The 14,835-nt window shown below is 55.7% G+C and carries 14 protein-coding genes; 3 read left to right on the top strand and 11 right to left on the bottom strand.

The features are described 5' to 3' along the window. Positions 1 to 61: 61 nt before the first annotated feature. The 5 genes from MGLY_RS17065 to MGLY_RS17085 all read right to left on the bottom strand — a co-directional run bounded on the left by MGLY_RS17065 (position 62) and on the right by MGLY_RS17085 (position 6,093). Positions 62 to 673 carry a hypothetical protein gene (locus tag MGLY_RS17065; RefSeq protein ID WP_156275918.1) on the bottom strand — a complete coding sequence of 204 codons (612 nt, stop codon included), beginning with the start codon at positions 671 to 673 and terminating at the stop codon, positions 62 to 64. Continuing rightward, on the bottom strand, positions 666 to 1,223 hold the full coding sequence (locus tag MGLY_RS17070; RefSeq protein WP_156275920.1) for a sigma-70 family RNA polymerase sigma factor: 558 nt from the start codon (positions 1,221 to 1,223) through the stop codon (positions 666 to 668). Before MGLY_RS17070 ends, MGLY_RS17065 begins: the two co-directional genes overlap by 8 nt. Before the next feature lie 113 nt (positions 1,224 to 1,336). After that, positions 1,337 to 1,780 carry an OsmC family protein gene (locus MGLY_RS17075; RefSeq protein ID WP_054935669.1) on the bottom strand — a complete coding sequence of 148 codons (444 nt, stop codon included), beginning with the start codon at positions 1,778 to 1,780 and terminating at the stop codon, positions 1,337 to 1,339. A 59-nt stretch (positions 1,781 to 1,839) separates the two neighbouring features. Continuing rightward, positions 1,840 to 2,703, bottom strand: a complete 864-nt coding sequence (locus MGLY_RS17080) for an SWIM zinc finger family protein (RefSeq protein ID WP_156275922.1) — start codon at positions 2,701 to 2,703, stop codon at positions 1,840 to 1,842. Positions 2,704 to 2,817: 114 nt separating this feature from the next. Further along, a complete protein-coding gene (locus MGLY_RS17085; RefSeq protein ID WP_156275924.1) occupies positions 2,818 to 6,093 on the bottom strand; it encodes a DEAD/DEAH box helicase in 3,276 nt (1,091 codons plus the stop codon). A 140-nt stretch (positions 6,094 to 6,233) separates the two neighbouring features. Here MGLY_RS17085 and MGLY_RS17090 point away from each other — a divergent pair, with 140 nt between their 5' ends. From MGLY_RS17090 to MGLY_RS17100, 3 genes are all read left to right on the top strand, one after another. Next, complete coding sequence (locus MGLY_RS17090) at positions 6,234 to 6,797, top strand: Chromate resistance protein ChrB (protein WP_156275926.1); 564 nt, start codon at positions 6,234 to 6,236, stop codon at positions 6,795 to 6,797. A 3-nt stretch (positions 6,798 to 6,800) separates the two neighbouring features. After that, positions 6,801 to 9,362, top strand: coding sequence for a cation-translocating P-type ATPase (locus MGLY_RS17095; protein ID WP_156275928.1), 2,562 nt, complete (start codon positions 6,801 to 6,803; stop codon positions 9,360 to 9,362). A 78-nt stretch (positions 9,363 to 9,440) separates the two neighbouring features. Then, entirely contained in the window at positions 9,441 to 9,767 is a 327-nt protein-coding gene (locus MGLY_RS17100; RefSeq protein ID WP_156275929.1) for a hypothetical protein, read from the top strand. Between the two features lie 109 nt (positions 9,768 to 9,876). Here MGLY_RS17100 and MGLY_RS17105 read toward each other — a convergent pair whose 3' ends face one another. The 6 genes from MGLY_RS17105 to MGLY_RS17130 all read right to left on the bottom strand — a co-directional run bounded on the left by MGLY_RS17105 (position 9,877) and on the right by MGLY_RS17130 (position 14,817). Continuing rightward, entirely contained in the window at positions 9,877 to 11,067 is a 1,191-nt protein-coding gene (locus MGLY_RS17105; RefSeq protein WP_156276590.1) for a pyridoxal phosphate-dependent aminotransferase, read from the bottom strand. Positions 11,068 to 11,241: 174 nt separating this feature from the next. After that, the gene (locus tag MGLY_RS17110) at positions 11,242 to 11,532 is read right to left on the bottom strand and encodes a hypothetical protein (RefSeq protein WP_211661962.1); all 291 of its coding nucleotides are present in this window, start codon (positions 11,530 to 11,532) and stop codon (positions 11,242 to 11,244) included. 27 nt (positions 11,533 to 11,559) lie between these two features. After that, positions 11,560 to 12,687 carry a hypothetical protein gene (locus MGLY_RS17115; RefSeq protein ID WP_211661963.1) on the bottom strand — a complete coding sequence of 376 codons (1,128 nt, stop codon included), beginning with the start codon at positions 12,685 to 12,687 and terminating at the stop codon, positions 11,560 to 11,562. A gap of 143 nt (positions 12,688 to 12,830) precedes the next feature. Next, complete coding sequence (locus MGLY_RS17120) at positions 12,831 to 13,331, bottom strand: hypothetical protein (protein WP_156275933.1); 501 nt, start codon at positions 13,329 to 13,331, stop codon at positions 12,831 to 12,833. Between the two features lie 93 nt (positions 13,332 to 13,424). Beyond that, the gene (locus tag MGLY_RS17125; protein WP_156275934.1) at positions 13,425 to 14,126 is read right to left on the bottom strand and encodes a formate dehydrogenase subunit gamma; all 702 of its coding nucleotides are present in this window, start codon (positions 14,124 to 14,126) and stop codon (positions 13,425 to 13,427) included. Further along, positions 14,116 to 14,817, bottom strand: coding sequence for a 4Fe-4S dicluster domain-containing protein (locus tag MGLY_RS17130; RefSeq protein ID WP_156275936.1), 702 nt, complete (start codon positions 14,815 to 14,817; stop codon positions 14,116 to 14,118). The genes MGLY_RS17125 and MGLY_RS17130 overlap by 11 nt, the downstream gene beginning before the upstream one ends. Positions 14,818 to 14,835 lie beyond the last annotated feature (18 nt).

The raw sequence follows: 14,835 nt of genomic DNA on the forward strand, positions 1-14,835 counted from the left end.
CCACCTTAATAGACGACCAGGTCATGCGAAAGGTTACAACCTACTCAAAAAAATGGGCGTTTTAACGCCCGGTGATGGTAACTATATCCTGTTCCTGGTAAGGTATTACCTTCTCGCCATCGAACTCTAAAATCAGGTAGTGGTACTCCTGCCCCCACGGTTCCTGGTAGGTAATCAGGATCAGGGCGCCCCGGCTGGCCTCCGAACGCATGACCTGCAGGGGTAAAACCAGGTAAGCGTTTAGGGGCTGGGTATAGATAAGCTGCCAGCCTGCGGGCTCCCGGCGCTTGCTGATGGAAGCCAGGAGCTGGTTGGAACCCTCCACCTGGCCGATGCTCACCAGGGCTTCAGGCTCCGGGCCATTGAAGCTGACTACCTGGTACTGGAGGGGCTTAACTTTAAACCCTGCCGGTGGTCCGGGGGAAGTAACCGGCCATTGCCACCAGACCAGGAATAAAAAGGCCAGCACCAGGGCCACTGCCCCGGCTAGAGACCACTTTACCCTTAGCTGCCGGGAAGACCTCCCAGGTACTTCTGGCACCGGTAAGGAGGCCACCCTGTTTTGTACCCGGTGCCGCATGGCAGCCGTAAAATGCCAGCCGGCCAGGGGCGGCGGGACTTTCCCCGGCAGTCCGGCCAGCAGTTTATCCAGGCGGTCCCGGTATTCAGGCATCACCCTCACCTGCCTGTAAAACTTGCTGCAGGTGCTGGCGGGCCCGGTAAAGGCGGATTTTTACTGTTGGCAGGGAAATGCCCAGGATTTTAGCTATATCTTTAAGGGTCAACTGCTCGTAATAGTGGAGCCAGATTACCTCCCGGTAGATAACCGGCAAATTTAAAATGGTCTGCCATAATTCCTGCTGCTGCAGGCTGTCCAGGACCCGGTCCTCAACATCGGGCCAGGTAGGCCCCTGGAGTTTTACGGGTTCCAGGCGCCGGCGGCGGGTCTGGGCCCGCAGCTGGTCGCGGCAGAGGTTGACGGTAATATGATAAATCCAGGTGTAAATGGAACTGCGGCCCTGGAACTTATCCAGGTTGGTGTAAACCCGGATAAAAACCTCCTGGGCGACATCTTCGGCCCAGTAGCGGTCATGGAGATAGGAATAAGCCAGGTAAAGGACTTTATCGCCGAAACGGCGCATCAAATATTCCAGCTGTTGCTGGCGATTATCCAGTTCCAGGGAAGCCGCTTCCGGCTGGATAAAAGGCTCTGACATACCCATCTCCGTTTTCCTCCCCAGGGAGCTACCTGAAAATATTTTAGCATTTCTTTGTCCTTCTTCAAAGCCTGCTGATAAAAACGGCCAGGGGGGATAGCCTCTGGCCGCGGTTTGCCCTAAGGTGCCGGTGTTACCGGGCTGCGATTGCCGTTGATCTCATAACAGTAACTGACGGGCATGGCTTTCTTCAGCGTATTGACCATGCCACAGTATTTGCTTAAAGATAACTCGATGGCATGCTTGACCTGGTCTTCAGGCAGGTCGGGTCCGGCCAGGCGGTAAACCAGGGTAGCAGCGGTAAAGACTTTAGGATGCTCTGGAGCCCGTTCAGCCTCGACGTCAATGGCAAAGGAAGCCAGGGACAGGCGTTTTTTCTTAAGGATGCTCAGGACATCCAGGGCCGTGCACCCGGCCATACCCATGAGCAGGACCTCTGAAGGCCTGGCTCCCAGGTTCTGGCCGCCGTGCTCGGGGGCGGCGTCCATGGTTACCGGCTGGCCGGAGGGCCCCAGGCCCTTTAAACACATGTGTTCCCCTTCCCAGGTTACGGTTACTTTCATCCTTTTCCCTCCTGGTGCTATTTTTTGCTATTATACACCAGGGGCGGGGCAGAAGCAATTTAGGGTTTAGCATGACTGGAATTGGCTGCGTCGCCTTCTCCTGCATCATAAGCCAGCTCATAAGCCCGGCGGGAGATTTCCTGGTAATAGCTATTTAAAAGCTGGTAAAAATCCCGGGCATAGCGTCCTAAAGGAGGAGGACCCAGGCGCTTTAAAACCCCCTGGGGCACAGCAGGTGGGTGCATCTTAACCTGAAAGGCAGTCAACCCCTCCCCTGCCTGCCAGAACTCAACCGGGTGGACCGGCAACTCTGGTGGGAACCTGTTTTCTTCTGCAACCGGCTCCTTCTTTTCTGCTTCTTTAACCGGCAGGGATGGGCCACCGCCGGCAAGGGCTGCGCGCTTCTCCCTAAGAGCCCTGATTATTGCTTCTTTTTCCCGCCCGCGCAAGAGGAAAAGTAAGAAAGGGTCGCTATCAAACTTCTCCCCCAGCAAGTAATAGACGGCGGCGATATGCTTGCAGGGGTTGGCCCAGTCGGGACAGGAGCAGCTGGTGACGATATCCCCGGCAGCGCGGGGGAAGAGGGACAGGCTCACCCCGGTAAAGGCCGTCTCAATATCCTCCGGCATCTCGCCGGCCAGCAAGCGGGCAGCAAAAGCCGCCTGGCTGGCCAGGGCCTCAATTACCCGGTTCCATTCCCCGTCTGACAGGGGCTTAATTTTAATTTTAACGCTGTAGGGCCTGGGCCTGGTCCCCTGGACTTTAGCATTGACCACCCCCGGGGCGAGATCAATACTTAAGACGTTGCCCTGCCGGGCATAAGTCCGGCCCCGCTGCAGGCGGCTGGCCCAGCCAAAGGACTCCAGCACATCCAGCCAGCGCCTGGCCCACCAGTTGCTGCCGAAGTTGCGTCGTGAAGCCATTTTTTAACCTCCAAAAAGCCTGCCCACCAAAGCCTTCGCGAAGTGGCCTGCGGCTCAACCGTGAGGCTTAATGTGAGGTTCAGCCCGGCGCAGGCAAAGGCCCGGTCACTACGCTTAAAGATCTATCCCTTTTTCCTTTAACGCCAGCAGTTCCCGCAACTCTCCTATTGACAATTCCGTGAGCCAGCCTTCGCCGGTACCAATAATTTGCTGTGCCAGGGCGCGTTTTTCCTCGATCAGGGTGTCAATTCTTTCTTCCAGGGTCCCGGCGCAGATAAATTTATAAACCTGGACATTTTTCTTCTGGCCAATGCGGAAGGCGCGATCGGTGGCCTGGTCTTCTACGGCAGGGTTCCACCAGCGGTCAAAGTGAAACACATGGTTGGCACGGGTGAGGTTCAGCCCCACCCCGCCGGCCTTGAGGGAAAGGATGAAGAGGGGCGGCCCATTGTTTTTTTCCTGGAAACGCCGGATTAGCTCCTCCCGCCTGGCCCTGGCCAGGCCCCCGTGCAGGAAAAGGACTTCCCGGCCAAAGGTGGCCTCTAAATATTCCTGGAGCATTTGACCCATGACGGCAAACTGGGTAAAGATGAGGGCCCGTTCCCCTGCAGCCAGGACCTCTTCCAGCATCTCCTGGAGCCGGGTCAGTTTCCCGGACCGTCCGTCCAGGAGGCTGCCGTCACCCAAGAACTGGGCCGGGTGGTTGCAGATTTGTTTTAGTTTGGCCAGGGTGGCCAGGACCAGGCCTTTGCGTTCGATGCCGGTGGCGGCTTCTATCTTTTGCAGCATGTCCTGGACCACAGCTTCGTAGAGGGTAGCCTGCTCCCGGGTCAAGTGGCAAAAAACCTTGATCTCCTGCTTTTCCGGCAGGTCCTGGATGATAGCCGGGTCAGTCTTGACCCGGCGCAGGATAAAAGGTTGGACCAGGCGCTGTAACCTGCCCGCCCGCTCCCGGTCCCGGTAACGTTCGATGGGGATCATAAAACGGCTGCGAAAATCGGCCTGGCTGCCCAGGTAACCAGGGTTTAAAAATTCCATGATGGACCAGAGTTCTCCCAGGTGGTTTTCCACCGGTGTACCGGTAAGGGCGATCCTGAAGCCGGCCCTTAAGCGGCGTATACTCCGGGTTTGCTTGGCTTCTGCATTTTTAATATTCTGGGCCTCGTCCAGCACCACCCCGTCCCAGTCTACGGCCACCAGGTCCCTTTCATCCCGGTGCACCAGGGTATAGGTGCTGATTACCAGGTCCTGCCAGGCCACTTTCCGGGTAAAAGCGTCACCGGCGAGGCGCTCACTGCCGTGGTGGAGGAGGACCCGCAAGGAGGGGGCAAAACGTGCTACTTCCCGCTGCCAGTTACCGGCCACTGAGGTGGGACAGATAAGGAGAACCGGGCCGGTTGCCATTCCCTGTTCCTTGCGGTGGAGCAGTAAAGCCAGGAGCTGGATAGTCTTGCCCAGTCCCATATCGTCGGCCAGGCAGGCCCCCAGGCCCAGTTCCGTAATAAACTTAAGCCAGGAAAAACCCCGCACCTGGTAAGGGCGGAGGCTACCGCGGAACCCGGATGGCTGGGGCAGGAGGGTAATTTTCAGGTTGTCGTGCACCTTTTCTAGAAGGGCAGCAAGGTAACCCTCGGCTTCAATACCCAGTAGCGGAAGACTGGCTGGGGCTATTTCGCCATCAGGTATTCCCTCACCTTGCTCTAGAGTTACCCCGCCCAGCAGGCTAACACGTAAAGCCTCGCCCAGGCTCATGGTCCCCGGGCCCGGTTGCTTTTTCCAGAACCTGTCCAGGGCCGCCAGTTCCTCTGGCCGGAGCTCCACCCACTGGCCCCGCACCTGGACCAGGGGAACCTTTAAAGCAGCCAGCCTGGCAAATTCCTTCCTGTCGATCACGGTATCCCCCAGGGCTACTTCCCAGTCATAATCAACCAGGGCTGCAGAGCCCAGCCTCCCGGGTGTAGCCGGCCTGGTCGTCCGGGAAGCGTTTTTGCCCCGCTCGCTGGCCTTCAGCTTTAAGCGCAGCCCCAGGCGGGATTTATGCTGCCCCCACCAGGAAGGTACCAGTACGCCAAAGCCGCTTTCAGCCAGGAGGCTAGCCGCTTCCCGCAAGAAAATATAAGCTTCTGCCACCGTCAAGAGACAGCTTTCCGGGGAAGGGTCTTTCAGGCTTCTTTCCAGGGGCGGGAATAACCGTGCCGCCCGGCCCAAGTCGGCCAGGAGCCTTTCCTGGGGATTGGCGAAGCGCCGGTTCAGGAACTCCAGCACGCTGCCCCTTTCGCGCCAGACCTCCCCAGCGGGCACCAGGAGGCTGGGATCATCGCTGGCCTGGAGTAAAAACTGCAGCTGCCAGGAAGGTGGGCCTTCTTCTCCCATCCCTTCCGGTGGTTCCAGGCGGAAACAGGTGCGAAAGGCTACGGTCCCCGGCTGGCTGAACAGGGTCTTCGTCCAGCCATTGATTTGCTCCTTCAGGTCTTTCATTTCCAGCAACGGCCCGCTAAAGGTGGCTTTTTCTGCCGCCAGGGCCGCAGCCCACCTGGCCGGGGTATTATCGTCGCCGAGCCCCTTGGTCCTCCCCTCCAGGGGCGAATTCATTAACCAGTACCGGGCCATGGCATCGACGGCGCCGTGCAGGAAATCTTCCACCAGGAAGTGAGGATGCGGGAGCGGGGTACTCGCCTGGGACCGGCAGGCGGGCGGCATGCTGGCCGCCAGCAAGTCCACCCGGCGGGCATCTTCCGGCTGGTCTACCAGGGCCCGCCAGGCTGCCCTTAATTCCTGCCTCAGCGGAGTTTTAGCCCTGGCCCTCTTCCCCGCCGGCGCTTTTACCTCCTCCATCACCACCGGGACAAAGCGTTCCCGGACCAGGAGTTCCAGGGCTAGCTTGGCTGCCAGGCTCCAGAACAGGAAATCGGGGGCTAAAATATTACCTTTAATTTGCCCTTGACTTCCTTCCCCCAGCCGGGTCAGGACATTGATAACCCATACTGGTGATACGGCCAGGCCTTTGACCTCCCAGGGGGTTAAGGCCGGGGAGCTTTCCCGTAAAGATTGACCCCTCCGGGCAATCTCGCCGCTACCGGGCAGATACCTTAGTTGCGGCGAAGGTAGCGGTCCAAGATTGGTTGAGGGGAGTAACAACTGGATTTTATCCAGGCCCGGCGGAATAAGGGGTATGCTTTTATAAAGGCCCGCGCTTAAATTTAGCAGGACGGTGATAAGTTCCTGGTCGGAAGCCTGAAAAGGATGAAGGGGCACTTTATTTTTAGCTGGCCTGGGCAGGTAGAGTTCCTTCTGCTGACGGGCGGCGGCCAGGGATTCCCCCCAGACAAAAAAGCGGCCATTTACTTCTTTATTGCTATCTTTAACCCAGGTCCCATGGACGACAATCATTGCCAGTATGCTCCTGCTGAAATATATCCTGCAATTATTCGCCGCGAGGATTAATTTTTCCTGCCGTTCCCCCTTTAACCTTGACTTTCAATGCAACATCTGTTACATTGTAACCAATGTTACATCTATGGGTGAGAATAATGAACCAGGACACTACCGGCCCCGGCAACAAATGGCACCTGTTCATCTATAAAGTACCCGGTGAACCCTCGAGCAAGCGCATTTACCTCTGGCGGGAACTCAACAGGCTGGGAGCCCTCTACCTGCAGCAAGCCGCCTGCCTGCTCCCGGCACGCCCCGGCCTACTGGAAAAACTGGAACAACTAAAGACACGGGTAGAAGAATTCGCAGGCACTGCCTATCTCTTCCCCAATCTCAACCTTGATCCCGGGCAAGAAGCACAGGTAATAGAGCAATTCAAGGAAATGCGCAATAAAGAATACCAGGAAATAATTAAAGAGATTAACAAATACCTGGCGGAACTGGAAAAGGAAGTGCGTATCCAGAACTTTTCTCCGGCGGAAATAGAAGAGGAGGAAGCCGAACTGGAAAAAATCGAACGCTGGTACCAGCGGGCCCGGGAGCGCGACTGGTATAATGCCCCCCTGGGTGAACAGGTCGCCTCCCTTATAGACGAAGCCCGGGTAGCCCTGACGAGGTTTACCACTCTTACCTATGGAGCCTTAAAAGAAAGGGAGGGTTAATTTATGCCGGCCCCTTGCCCCTGGAGCCAGGCGCCGGGAGATGTTCTGGCCTGGCAGCAAGTAGACCCGGAGCAGGGTCTAAGTACCGCTGAAGCCCAGAAGCGCCTGAAAATTTACGGTCCCAACCGCACGCTGGCCCGTCCCGTCCTATCCTTCTGGCATATCTTTGCCAAAGAAATCCGCGAGCCCATGATCCTTTTGCTCCTGGCGGTAGCTGCCGCCTATTTCCTCCTGGGCGAACTGGGGGAAGCCCTGGCCGTAACGGCCATTATCCTGGGTATCGTCTTCATTGAGGTAGGCACCGAGTTTCGCGCCAAGAAGGCCATTGCCGCCCTCCAGGACCTGAACGCCCCCACTACCCCGGTCCTGCGCCAGGGCAAAGTAGAGGCCATTAATACTGAAGACGTTGTCCCCGGCGATATCCTGGTGCTCCAGCCCGGTAACCGCGTGCCGGCCGACGCCCGCCTCTTGGTGAGCGCCGGCCTGGCCGTCGATGAGTCCCCCCTTACCGGGGAATCCCTGCCGGTGGAAAAACACACCCGGCCCCTGGACCCGGCGACCCCCCTGCCCGACCGTCACAATATGGTTTATCAGGGTACGGTAATATCCCGGGGTGAAGGCCTGGCCTGCGCGGTAGCCACAGGTCTGGAGACCGAATTGGGGCGGATTGTTGGCCTTACGCGCCGGGCCCGTGAGCCCCGCACCCCCCTGCAGCAGTTTATGCGGGAACTAAGCCGGGTCCTGGCACTAGTTGCCCTGGCTTTTGCCGTGCTTATCCCTTTCCTCCAGTTCCTGGTGGCCAGGGAACCCTGGCCCCGGGCGGTCCTCACCGGCCTGAGCCTGGCCTTTGCCACCATACCCGAAGAGCTCCCCATCCTGGTGACCATGGTCCTGGGCCTGGGTTCTCTAAAGCTCGCCCGGGAAAAGGCCCTGGTCCGGCGCCTGCGAGCCGCTGAAACCCTGGGACACATCACCACCGTGGTCACCGACAAGACGGGTACCCTGACGGCCAACCGCCTCACCCTGGAAGCCCTCTGGCTTCCGGGGGAAGGAGAACTCCTATCCCCTGCCCTGGCCAGGCAGGATAACGCGGCCGGGGAATTACTCCTGGCCGCCCTCCTGACCCAGAGCCCGGTTACTGCCTTGGAAGCCTGTGACCCCCTGGAAAAGGCCCTGGCCGAAGGGGGAGGGCACCTGGACCTGCCCCGGGAAGAGTTGCTGGCCTTTTACCCTTTAAACCAGGATCAGCGCTGGGTAGGGGCCCTGCGCGCTAACCAGGCCGGGGCTACCCTATACGTCAAGGGAGCGGCGGAAGAAGTGCTGGCCATGTGTACCGGTCCCTCCACCCGGGAGGCTACCGCCGCCACCCTGGCGCAATTTGCCGGCGAAGGCAAGCGGGTCCTGGCAGTAGCCAGGCGCTTTTTCTCCAGCCAGGACCTGCCGGCAGGGGCTGCTGCAGCCGGCCAGGACCTCACTTTCCTGGGATTTTTAATCTTTGCCGACTCCTTACGCCCTGAGGCTGCCGCGGCAGTGGCCGCCGTGCAGCGGGCCGGGATCAAGGTCTACCTGGCCACCGGCGACCACCCCGAGGCAGCCCGCAGTATTGCCCGCCAGGTAGGTATCCCGGCAAGGAAATTGCTGTCCGGCGCCGAACTGGAGCAATTAAACCCGGAGGATTGGGACCCCTTTCTCCAGGAAACCCGTGTCCTGGCGCGCATAACGCCGGAGCAGAAACTCCAGTTAGTCCAGGCCCTGCAGGCTAAAGGGGAAATAGTCGCCATGATCGGCGATGGTATTAATGATGCCCCGGCCCTGGCCGTGGCCCACGTGGGCCTGGCCATGGGCCGCCAGGGTACCGATGTCGCCCGGGAGGCCGCCGGCGTGGTTTTAAGCGACGACTGCTTTTCTACCCTGGCCACGGCCATCCGCCAGGGGCGGGGCCTCCTGGCCAACCTGCAAAAGTCGGTGCGCTATTACCTGGCAGTGAAGATAGCCCTCATCGTCACCATGCTGGTACCTGCCGCCCTGGGGCAACCGGCTCCCTTTTCGCCCCTGATGATTATTCTCCTGGAACTGTTCATGGACCTGGCGGCCTCAACTGCCTTTGTCATCGAGCCCCCGGAAGAGCCTCTCATGGAGCGCCCCCCGCGCCGGCCCGGCCGGCCCTTCCTGGACCGGCCCATGGTCCAGGTGATCTTTGCCGGAGGCCTGCTCCTGGCCCTGGCAGTAGGGCTGGCCTACCAGGGCCTCGAACTCTGGTGGGGACCGGCCCCTGTACCTATAAGGCAAACTGCCGCCTTTGCCACCTGGATGCTGGGGCATGTTCTCCTTGCCTATTCCCTGCGGACCCAGAGCCTGCCTCCTTACCGCCAGGGGTTCTTTGCCAACGGTGTCCTTAACCTCTGGGCCCTGGGAGCGGCAGCAGTAACCCTGATGGCTGTCTACCTGACGCCCCTGCAGGCTGTCCTGGGTACCGGCACCCTGCCCACCGGGGCGTGGGGGCTGGTGGCCGGGGCCGCCCTGCTGCCCGGCCTGGTGATGCTGCTCTACCGTCCCGGACATTGAAGGGAGGTTTGCAGTAATAAGAACTGCTATTGCCCGTCCCGGGAGATAATGGTACAATTGTATCAGGGAGGGAAAAATATGCCTGAAGAAGCCAGGAAAGAAATAGCTGCCGGGACAGATGAAATATTCTACCCCAGAGGTTTTGACCCGTTTAATTACCTGGTCCAGCAGCTTAATAACATGGATGCACGCTGGGAAACCAGGGATAATAAATACGAAAACCGGTTTACCAGAATAGAAACAGAAATGGGGACGCTGCGGCAAGCGATTGGTATTCTGCGGGAGGAAATGCATCGTGAATTCCGCAGTGTTCAGCGCTGGTCTTTTGGTACTATCGCAGCAGTAATAGTCGGATTTGTCGGTGTTATCGCTTCCCTGCTCGCTATCCTGGCCAGGTTACCCTAAAATTAGCTCTGGTAATTGAGCATTATTCGCCTGGAGTATATTTCCAGGCGATCGTTTTTATAGCTTATATACAAAAGCCCGGGACACCCCGGGCTCAGGAGCGATGGTTTTATTGCAATTCGCCGATAAAAGCCTTTAGCCGCTCCAGGCCGACTTCGATCTGGGTCATCGAGGTAGCATAGGAAAGGCGCAAGTACGGGTCGGCGCCAAAGGCAATGCCGGGGACCACGGCTACCTGGTATTCATTGAGGAGAACTGTGGCCACGTCGGTAGAACTGGCCAGCACCTGGTCATGGAAGCGGCGGCCAAATAGCTTGCCAATGTACGGGAAAACATAGAAGGCACCACCGGGCTGGCTGCACTCTACCCCCGGCAGTTCCCTTAATCCTGCCAGGATGCGGTTGCGGCGCTGTTCAAACTCGCAGCGCATTGCTTCCACCGCTTCCTGGCTGCCGGTCAGGGCGGCCACAGCTGCCTTCTGGGCTATGGATGTGGGGTTGGAAGTCGAGTGGCTCTGCAGGTCGGTCATGGCCGTAGCAATGGGCCGGGGAGCGGCGGCATAACCAATCCGCCAGCCGGTCATAGCATAGGTCTTGGAGACGCCGTCGATCAGGATGGTGCGCTCTTTTATTTCCGGCCCCAGGGCGGCGATGCTGGTATGGGTGAGGCCGTCGTAAAGCAGGGCGGCGTATATTTCATCGGAAATAACCATCAGGCCATGGGCCAGGACTACTTCCGCCAGGGCTTCTAATTCGTTCCGGCTGTAGACCACCCCGGTGGGATTGCAGGGCGAATTGAGGATTAAGAGTTTGGTCCGGGGAGTCAGGACTGCCTTCAGGGCCGCCGGGGTTAACTTGCAATCCGTAGTAGCATCAGTATTTACTACCACCGGCACCCCGCCGGCCAGTTTAATTTGCTCGTAATAACTTACCCAGTAGGGCGCGCTGAGGATTACTTCATCCCCTTCATTAAGTAAGACCTGCATGGCGTTGTAAAGGGAATGTTTGGCGCCGCACGATATCACTATGTCGGCCGGCTCATAGCTTAAACCCCGGTTTTTCAGGCTGTCGCAGACTGCCTGGCGCAGTTCCGGGATCCCGGCCACTGGCGTGTAACGGGTAAAGCCGGCCTTCAAGGCGTCAATGGCTGCTTGCTTGATATGTTCGGGCGTGTCGAAATCAGGCTCGCCGGCACTGAAGTTGATTACCTGAATACCCCTGGCTTTCATGGCTTTGGCCTGGGCATCTATAGCCAGGGTAGGGGATGGGCTGATGCCGGCAGCCCGCCGGGCAAGTTTCACCATAAATCCCTCCAGCGTTGATGATATTTTTATTATTTACCTCATTGCCCATTTTGTAAAGGATTTTTTCTGTTAATGATTTTTCTGCAGTGTTTTAGATAAAGATTTACCCCCCGGTATTTAAACCAGGGGGTAAGCAAGTATTTCCAACTTATCAAGCTTTTTCTCTCGCTTTTATTGTTCTAAATTAGTGATTGCAGTTTCCAGTTCTTTAATCAGAGTCGTCGCTATACGGTTCCCAAAGTGCCACACCGTGCGGTTATCTGCGTTGATTAAAACGTCAATGTGTTTGCCTTTGGCCCTTTCCGCCAGGTTGGGTGTCCTGTTCCCATTAGCATCTTCTACGTGCCAGGCCTTCACCGTCTGCCCGTCAAACTCATCAATGACTACCTTGAAATAACCGTCCGGACCAACAAACACGTTGTTGGTGCTATCGAGGATAATCTCTTGATCGTTCTCAAGCATTACCTCGATAAGCAAGGAGCAGGTGCTTCACGTGTCGGGTCTCGCTATGAACCGCGGGTCACTAGGCCACTTATCTGGATTGTTCAGTTTAAATAAATCGGTGTACCCCACCAGGGCTACCTTGCCATCCCGGAAGGGAGTCCGGTACAGGTCTAACTGCACTTGCACATCTTCTTTGGCCGGCCTTACAACCATCTTGTTCCTGTTAACTTCGTCGGCAGGGAGATATTTTAATACTTCAGGTGTTACCGGACCCAGTACCTTCTTTGTTACAGTGCCGTCTTTGGCAATTAATTCTACTGTCGCCGAATTGGCTGTGACCTCGGTAACTTTGACGGTATAATCGCCTAAGGTAGCCGTCTCTCCCGGGCCTAACACCATTTCCACCGGGTCTTTTTCAGTTAACAGCATCCAGTTAATAGCCCCGGTGCCGAACTCCTTGACTTTCGCTCCTCCGGTAGTCACTTCATCGACTACCAGATAGGATTGGCCGCTGGTGGCAACTGGAGAATCGTAATATTCAACCTGCCAGTTCTGGCCTTCTTCTCCGGGTAAATAAGAGCCCGCGTGTTTACTGGTACCGTTATTCAAGGTACCGGTGGTTATGTTTATAAGTTTTGCATCTGTGGCAACCGGGAAGGAGTGTCCGTAGTAGTTGCCCGATGGTTTCAATATCTGGAACTCGGCTTTGGGAGCTTCAAAACCGTCCCCGTCAAGGCTGATGGACGATAATTCTAAAACCTTCGTCCCGTCACCAAGGGGCACCGAACCGCCTTTTTTGACTTCCACATCTTTGATCACATCAAACCGGGTACCGTTATCGACAAGGGTATAAATCTTCCCCAGGATAAGTACCTTATCCCCCTGCAAAACCTTGGCCAGGTTGGTCCGGGTGGTATAGTACAATCCTGAGGGCGGGATAATAATCTTCCCGTTTTCGATCCGGCTCTGCCTGATCACCAGCCCTTCCTGCAGTCCTATCTTCCTCACAAATGTGTCGACGCTCATGTTCTTAAATCCGGGAAAACTGGCCACAAAAGCGGCGTCTTTGGCCGGCGCTTTCATCAATACCCGGCCCTCAGCCGCAAAGCTGGGGGTTATAGCCGTAAACATGATGGCCAGTATGCCCAGCAGGGCTAATAGCCTTTTACGCATTCCTTGCACTCCTTTCATAAATAATTGGTTTTAGGAATGAAAATTTATTTTCCAAACTATTTTCACCCCCCTGGAAGCTAAAGTAATAATTCAGGTAATTTCACCTCCTTTTAGGCAGCGCTAAATTTTATCTTCTACTCCTTCTAGCACCCGCAATCTTCCTCTTCAGAGGCAGGGGAAGAAGGGGTTTTACCAGCAGTACCAGGGGCGCTGCCATTGGTTTGTGTTTTGGGGGAAGTTGTAGTTGAAGGAGCTACCGCTTTAGTTTCATCTTTTGTTGGCATAGAAGGTGTCTCCTTGGCTCCTGTTTGGGGTTGAGTAGAAGCAGTTCCAGCTTGAGTTGCCTTTTTTGTTGAGGAGGAAGTTGTCGCAGGTGTTGATTCTACCTCGCCTTTAGGAGTACTACTAGTTGTTGTAGATTGGGTTTTATCTTCTGTTTTGTCAGCTGTAGAGGGAGCGGAAGTTTGCTGCCCTTCATTTTTAGTGGCAGTAGAAGAGGGGGAATTGGTTGAATCTGATTGGGTTACCGCCGGAGAATTTGGCTGTCCCTGAGGCTCAGCCGGACTTTTTTTCCCCCCGCATCCGGCCAGAACCAGGCCGGTAATAACTAAAATGGCAACAACTGTAATAACCTTTTTGCTCATTATTCCATCCTCCCTTATAGATTTCTCTTTATTAAATTACTCAGAGCAAAACCATCACCTCCGCCTATTGCTTTATATAATTGTGATATTGCTTTACACATTTGTATTGTTAGCCAGGTAATAATCTTTTTTGAGGGATTTGCCTTGTGCCGCAGTTATCTCTTCATACCATAGGGCATGGTGCTCCAGGGCAAATTTTTGGGAGACTGTCCCCCACAACATACCTTTGATACTTTCCCGCGAGTTCGGATGTAACAAAGCCAGGTAAATATGGCCCAACAAAACAGTACCAATTATCAGGGCACCTGCGGAGTGCAATGTATAAGCTAAAAGCAAGGTTTTTCTAGAAAACCCTTCGGAGAAAAGCATAATCCAGCCGCTGGCCACCATTACCACAAAACTTGCCATGGTCAACAGGGAATTGACTTTCTCGCCACCATTAAATTTTCCCTGTCGGGGTAATTTAACTTTAAGTCCAAAAAATTCACGGGGAAAGGCAAACAGGAAGGCTACATCATTTCGGGTCCAGTTAAAACAGGCTTTAATCCAGGCCAGAAAGGTTTTATGAGTACCAAGTAATAGAATTACTAGGGATAAAAACGTAAATATAAAACCCATCCCATGGTGAATATTCCTGAAAGCACGTAAAGTATCTGTTCCCAGGAAGCTCCCATAGCGGCTAAAGACCAGGGCCAGGCCGGTAATTAAAAGAACAACACAGGAAATGGCGTGGGTCCAGTGACCAAGGCGTTCGGCTAAATTAAACCGCTTAACCCTCTCGGCATTACTCTTCATCCCGCTTCCCTCCCTTAAAGGCGTTTATAGCCGTACCAACTACTACTGCTGCGGCGGCAGCTCCCATCAGGGCTTTACCGGCAGGATGAACGATGTTTTTCCACAAGTTTATCAGTCCTTCTTTTTCTAAATCCTTGGGAAGAAGGGAGCGGTCCAGGCCTTCTGCTAGAACATAAAAAGTACTTGTGCCAGCAACTTGAAGGGCCTTATGTTCGCGGATATACTGGTTAATATAGCTTTCCGGGTCATTTAGATCTCCAAAAATGCGGGCATGGGAGACACAGGTGCTCACGCATACCGGCACCAGACCGGCTGCCAGCCTGTGGTAGCAATAGGTACACTTGTCTACTATCCCGGTTCGGGCGTCTTTGAAACGCGCTCCATAGGGGCAGGCGGCTATGCAATAACCGCAACCTATACACTTATCTGGGTCGACTAGCACCACGTCTCCCTCAGCATGGTAGGTTGCCTGCACAGGGCAGACCTGCTGGCAGGGGGCCGCCTGGCAATGGTTACACAGGGTGGGTATTTTTATCTTTGTAACCATGGGGTAATCACCATAATCCCTTTCCCAGACCCTGGTTCGCCATTCGCCGCGGACAACCCCGTTTTCCATCTTGCAGGCAACCATACAGGCATCACAGCCAATGCATTTACGTAAATCGATTACCATGCCGTACTTTACGCTCATTTGCCTACCTCGCTTATT

The organism is Moorella glycerini (genome assembly GCF_009735625.1).
Classification (GTDB): domain Bacteria; phylum Bacillota; class DSM-521; order Neomoorellales; family Neomoorellaceae; genus Neomoorella; species Neomoorella glycerini.

Coding starts and splice junctions, on each gene's coding strand:
- MGLY_RS17065 (WP_156275918.1), bottom strand. CDS start 673: ATGCCTGAATACCGGGACCGCCTGGATAAACTGCTGGCCGGACTGCCG.
- MGLY_RS17070 (WP_156275920.1), bottom strand. CDS start 1,223: ATGGGTATGTCAGAGCCTTTTATCCAGCCGGAAGCGGCTTCCCTGGAA.
- MGLY_RS17075 (WP_054935669.1), bottom strand. CDS start 1,780: ATGAAAGTAACCGTAACCTGGGAAGGGGAACACATGTGTTTAAAGGGC.
- MGLY_RS17080 (WP_156275922.1), bottom strand. CDS start 2,703: ATGGCTTCACGACGCAACTTCGGCAGCAACTGGTGGGCCAGGCGCTGG.
- MGLY_RS17085 (WP_156275924.1), bottom strand. CDS start 6,093: ATGATTGTCGTCCATGGGACCTGGGTTAAAGATAGCAATAAAGAAGTA.
- MGLY_RS17090 (WP_156275926.1), top strand. CDS start 6,234: ATGAACCAGGACACTACCGGCCCCGGCAACAAATGGCACCTGTTCATC.
- MGLY_RS17095 (WP_156275928.1), top strand. CDS start 6,801: ATGCCGGCCCCTTGCCCCTGGAGCCAGGCGCCGGGAGATGTTCTGGCC.
- MGLY_RS17100 (WP_156275929.1), top strand. CDS start 9,441: ATGCCTGAAGAAGCCAGGAAAGAAATAGCTGCCGGGACAGATGAAATA.
- MGLY_RS17110 (WP_211661962.1), bottom strand. CDS start 11,532: ATGCTTGAGAACGATCAAGAGATTATCCTCGATAGCACCAACAACGTG.
- MGLY_RS17115 (WP_211661963.1), bottom strand. CDS start 12,687: ATGCGTAAAAGGCTATTAGCCCTGCTGGGCATACTGGCCATCATGTTT.
- MGLY_RS17120 (WP_156275933.1), bottom strand. CDS start 13,331: ATGAGCAAAAAGGTTATTACAGTTGTTGCCATTTTAGTTATTACCGGC.
- MGLY_RS17125 (WP_156275934.1), bottom strand. CDS start 14,126: ATGAAGAGTAATGCCGAGAGGGTTAAGCGGTTTAATTTAGCCGAACGC.
- MGLY_RS17130 (WP_156275936.1), bottom strand. CDS start 14,817: ATGAGCGTAAAGTACGGCATGGTAATCGATTTACGTAAATGCATTGGC.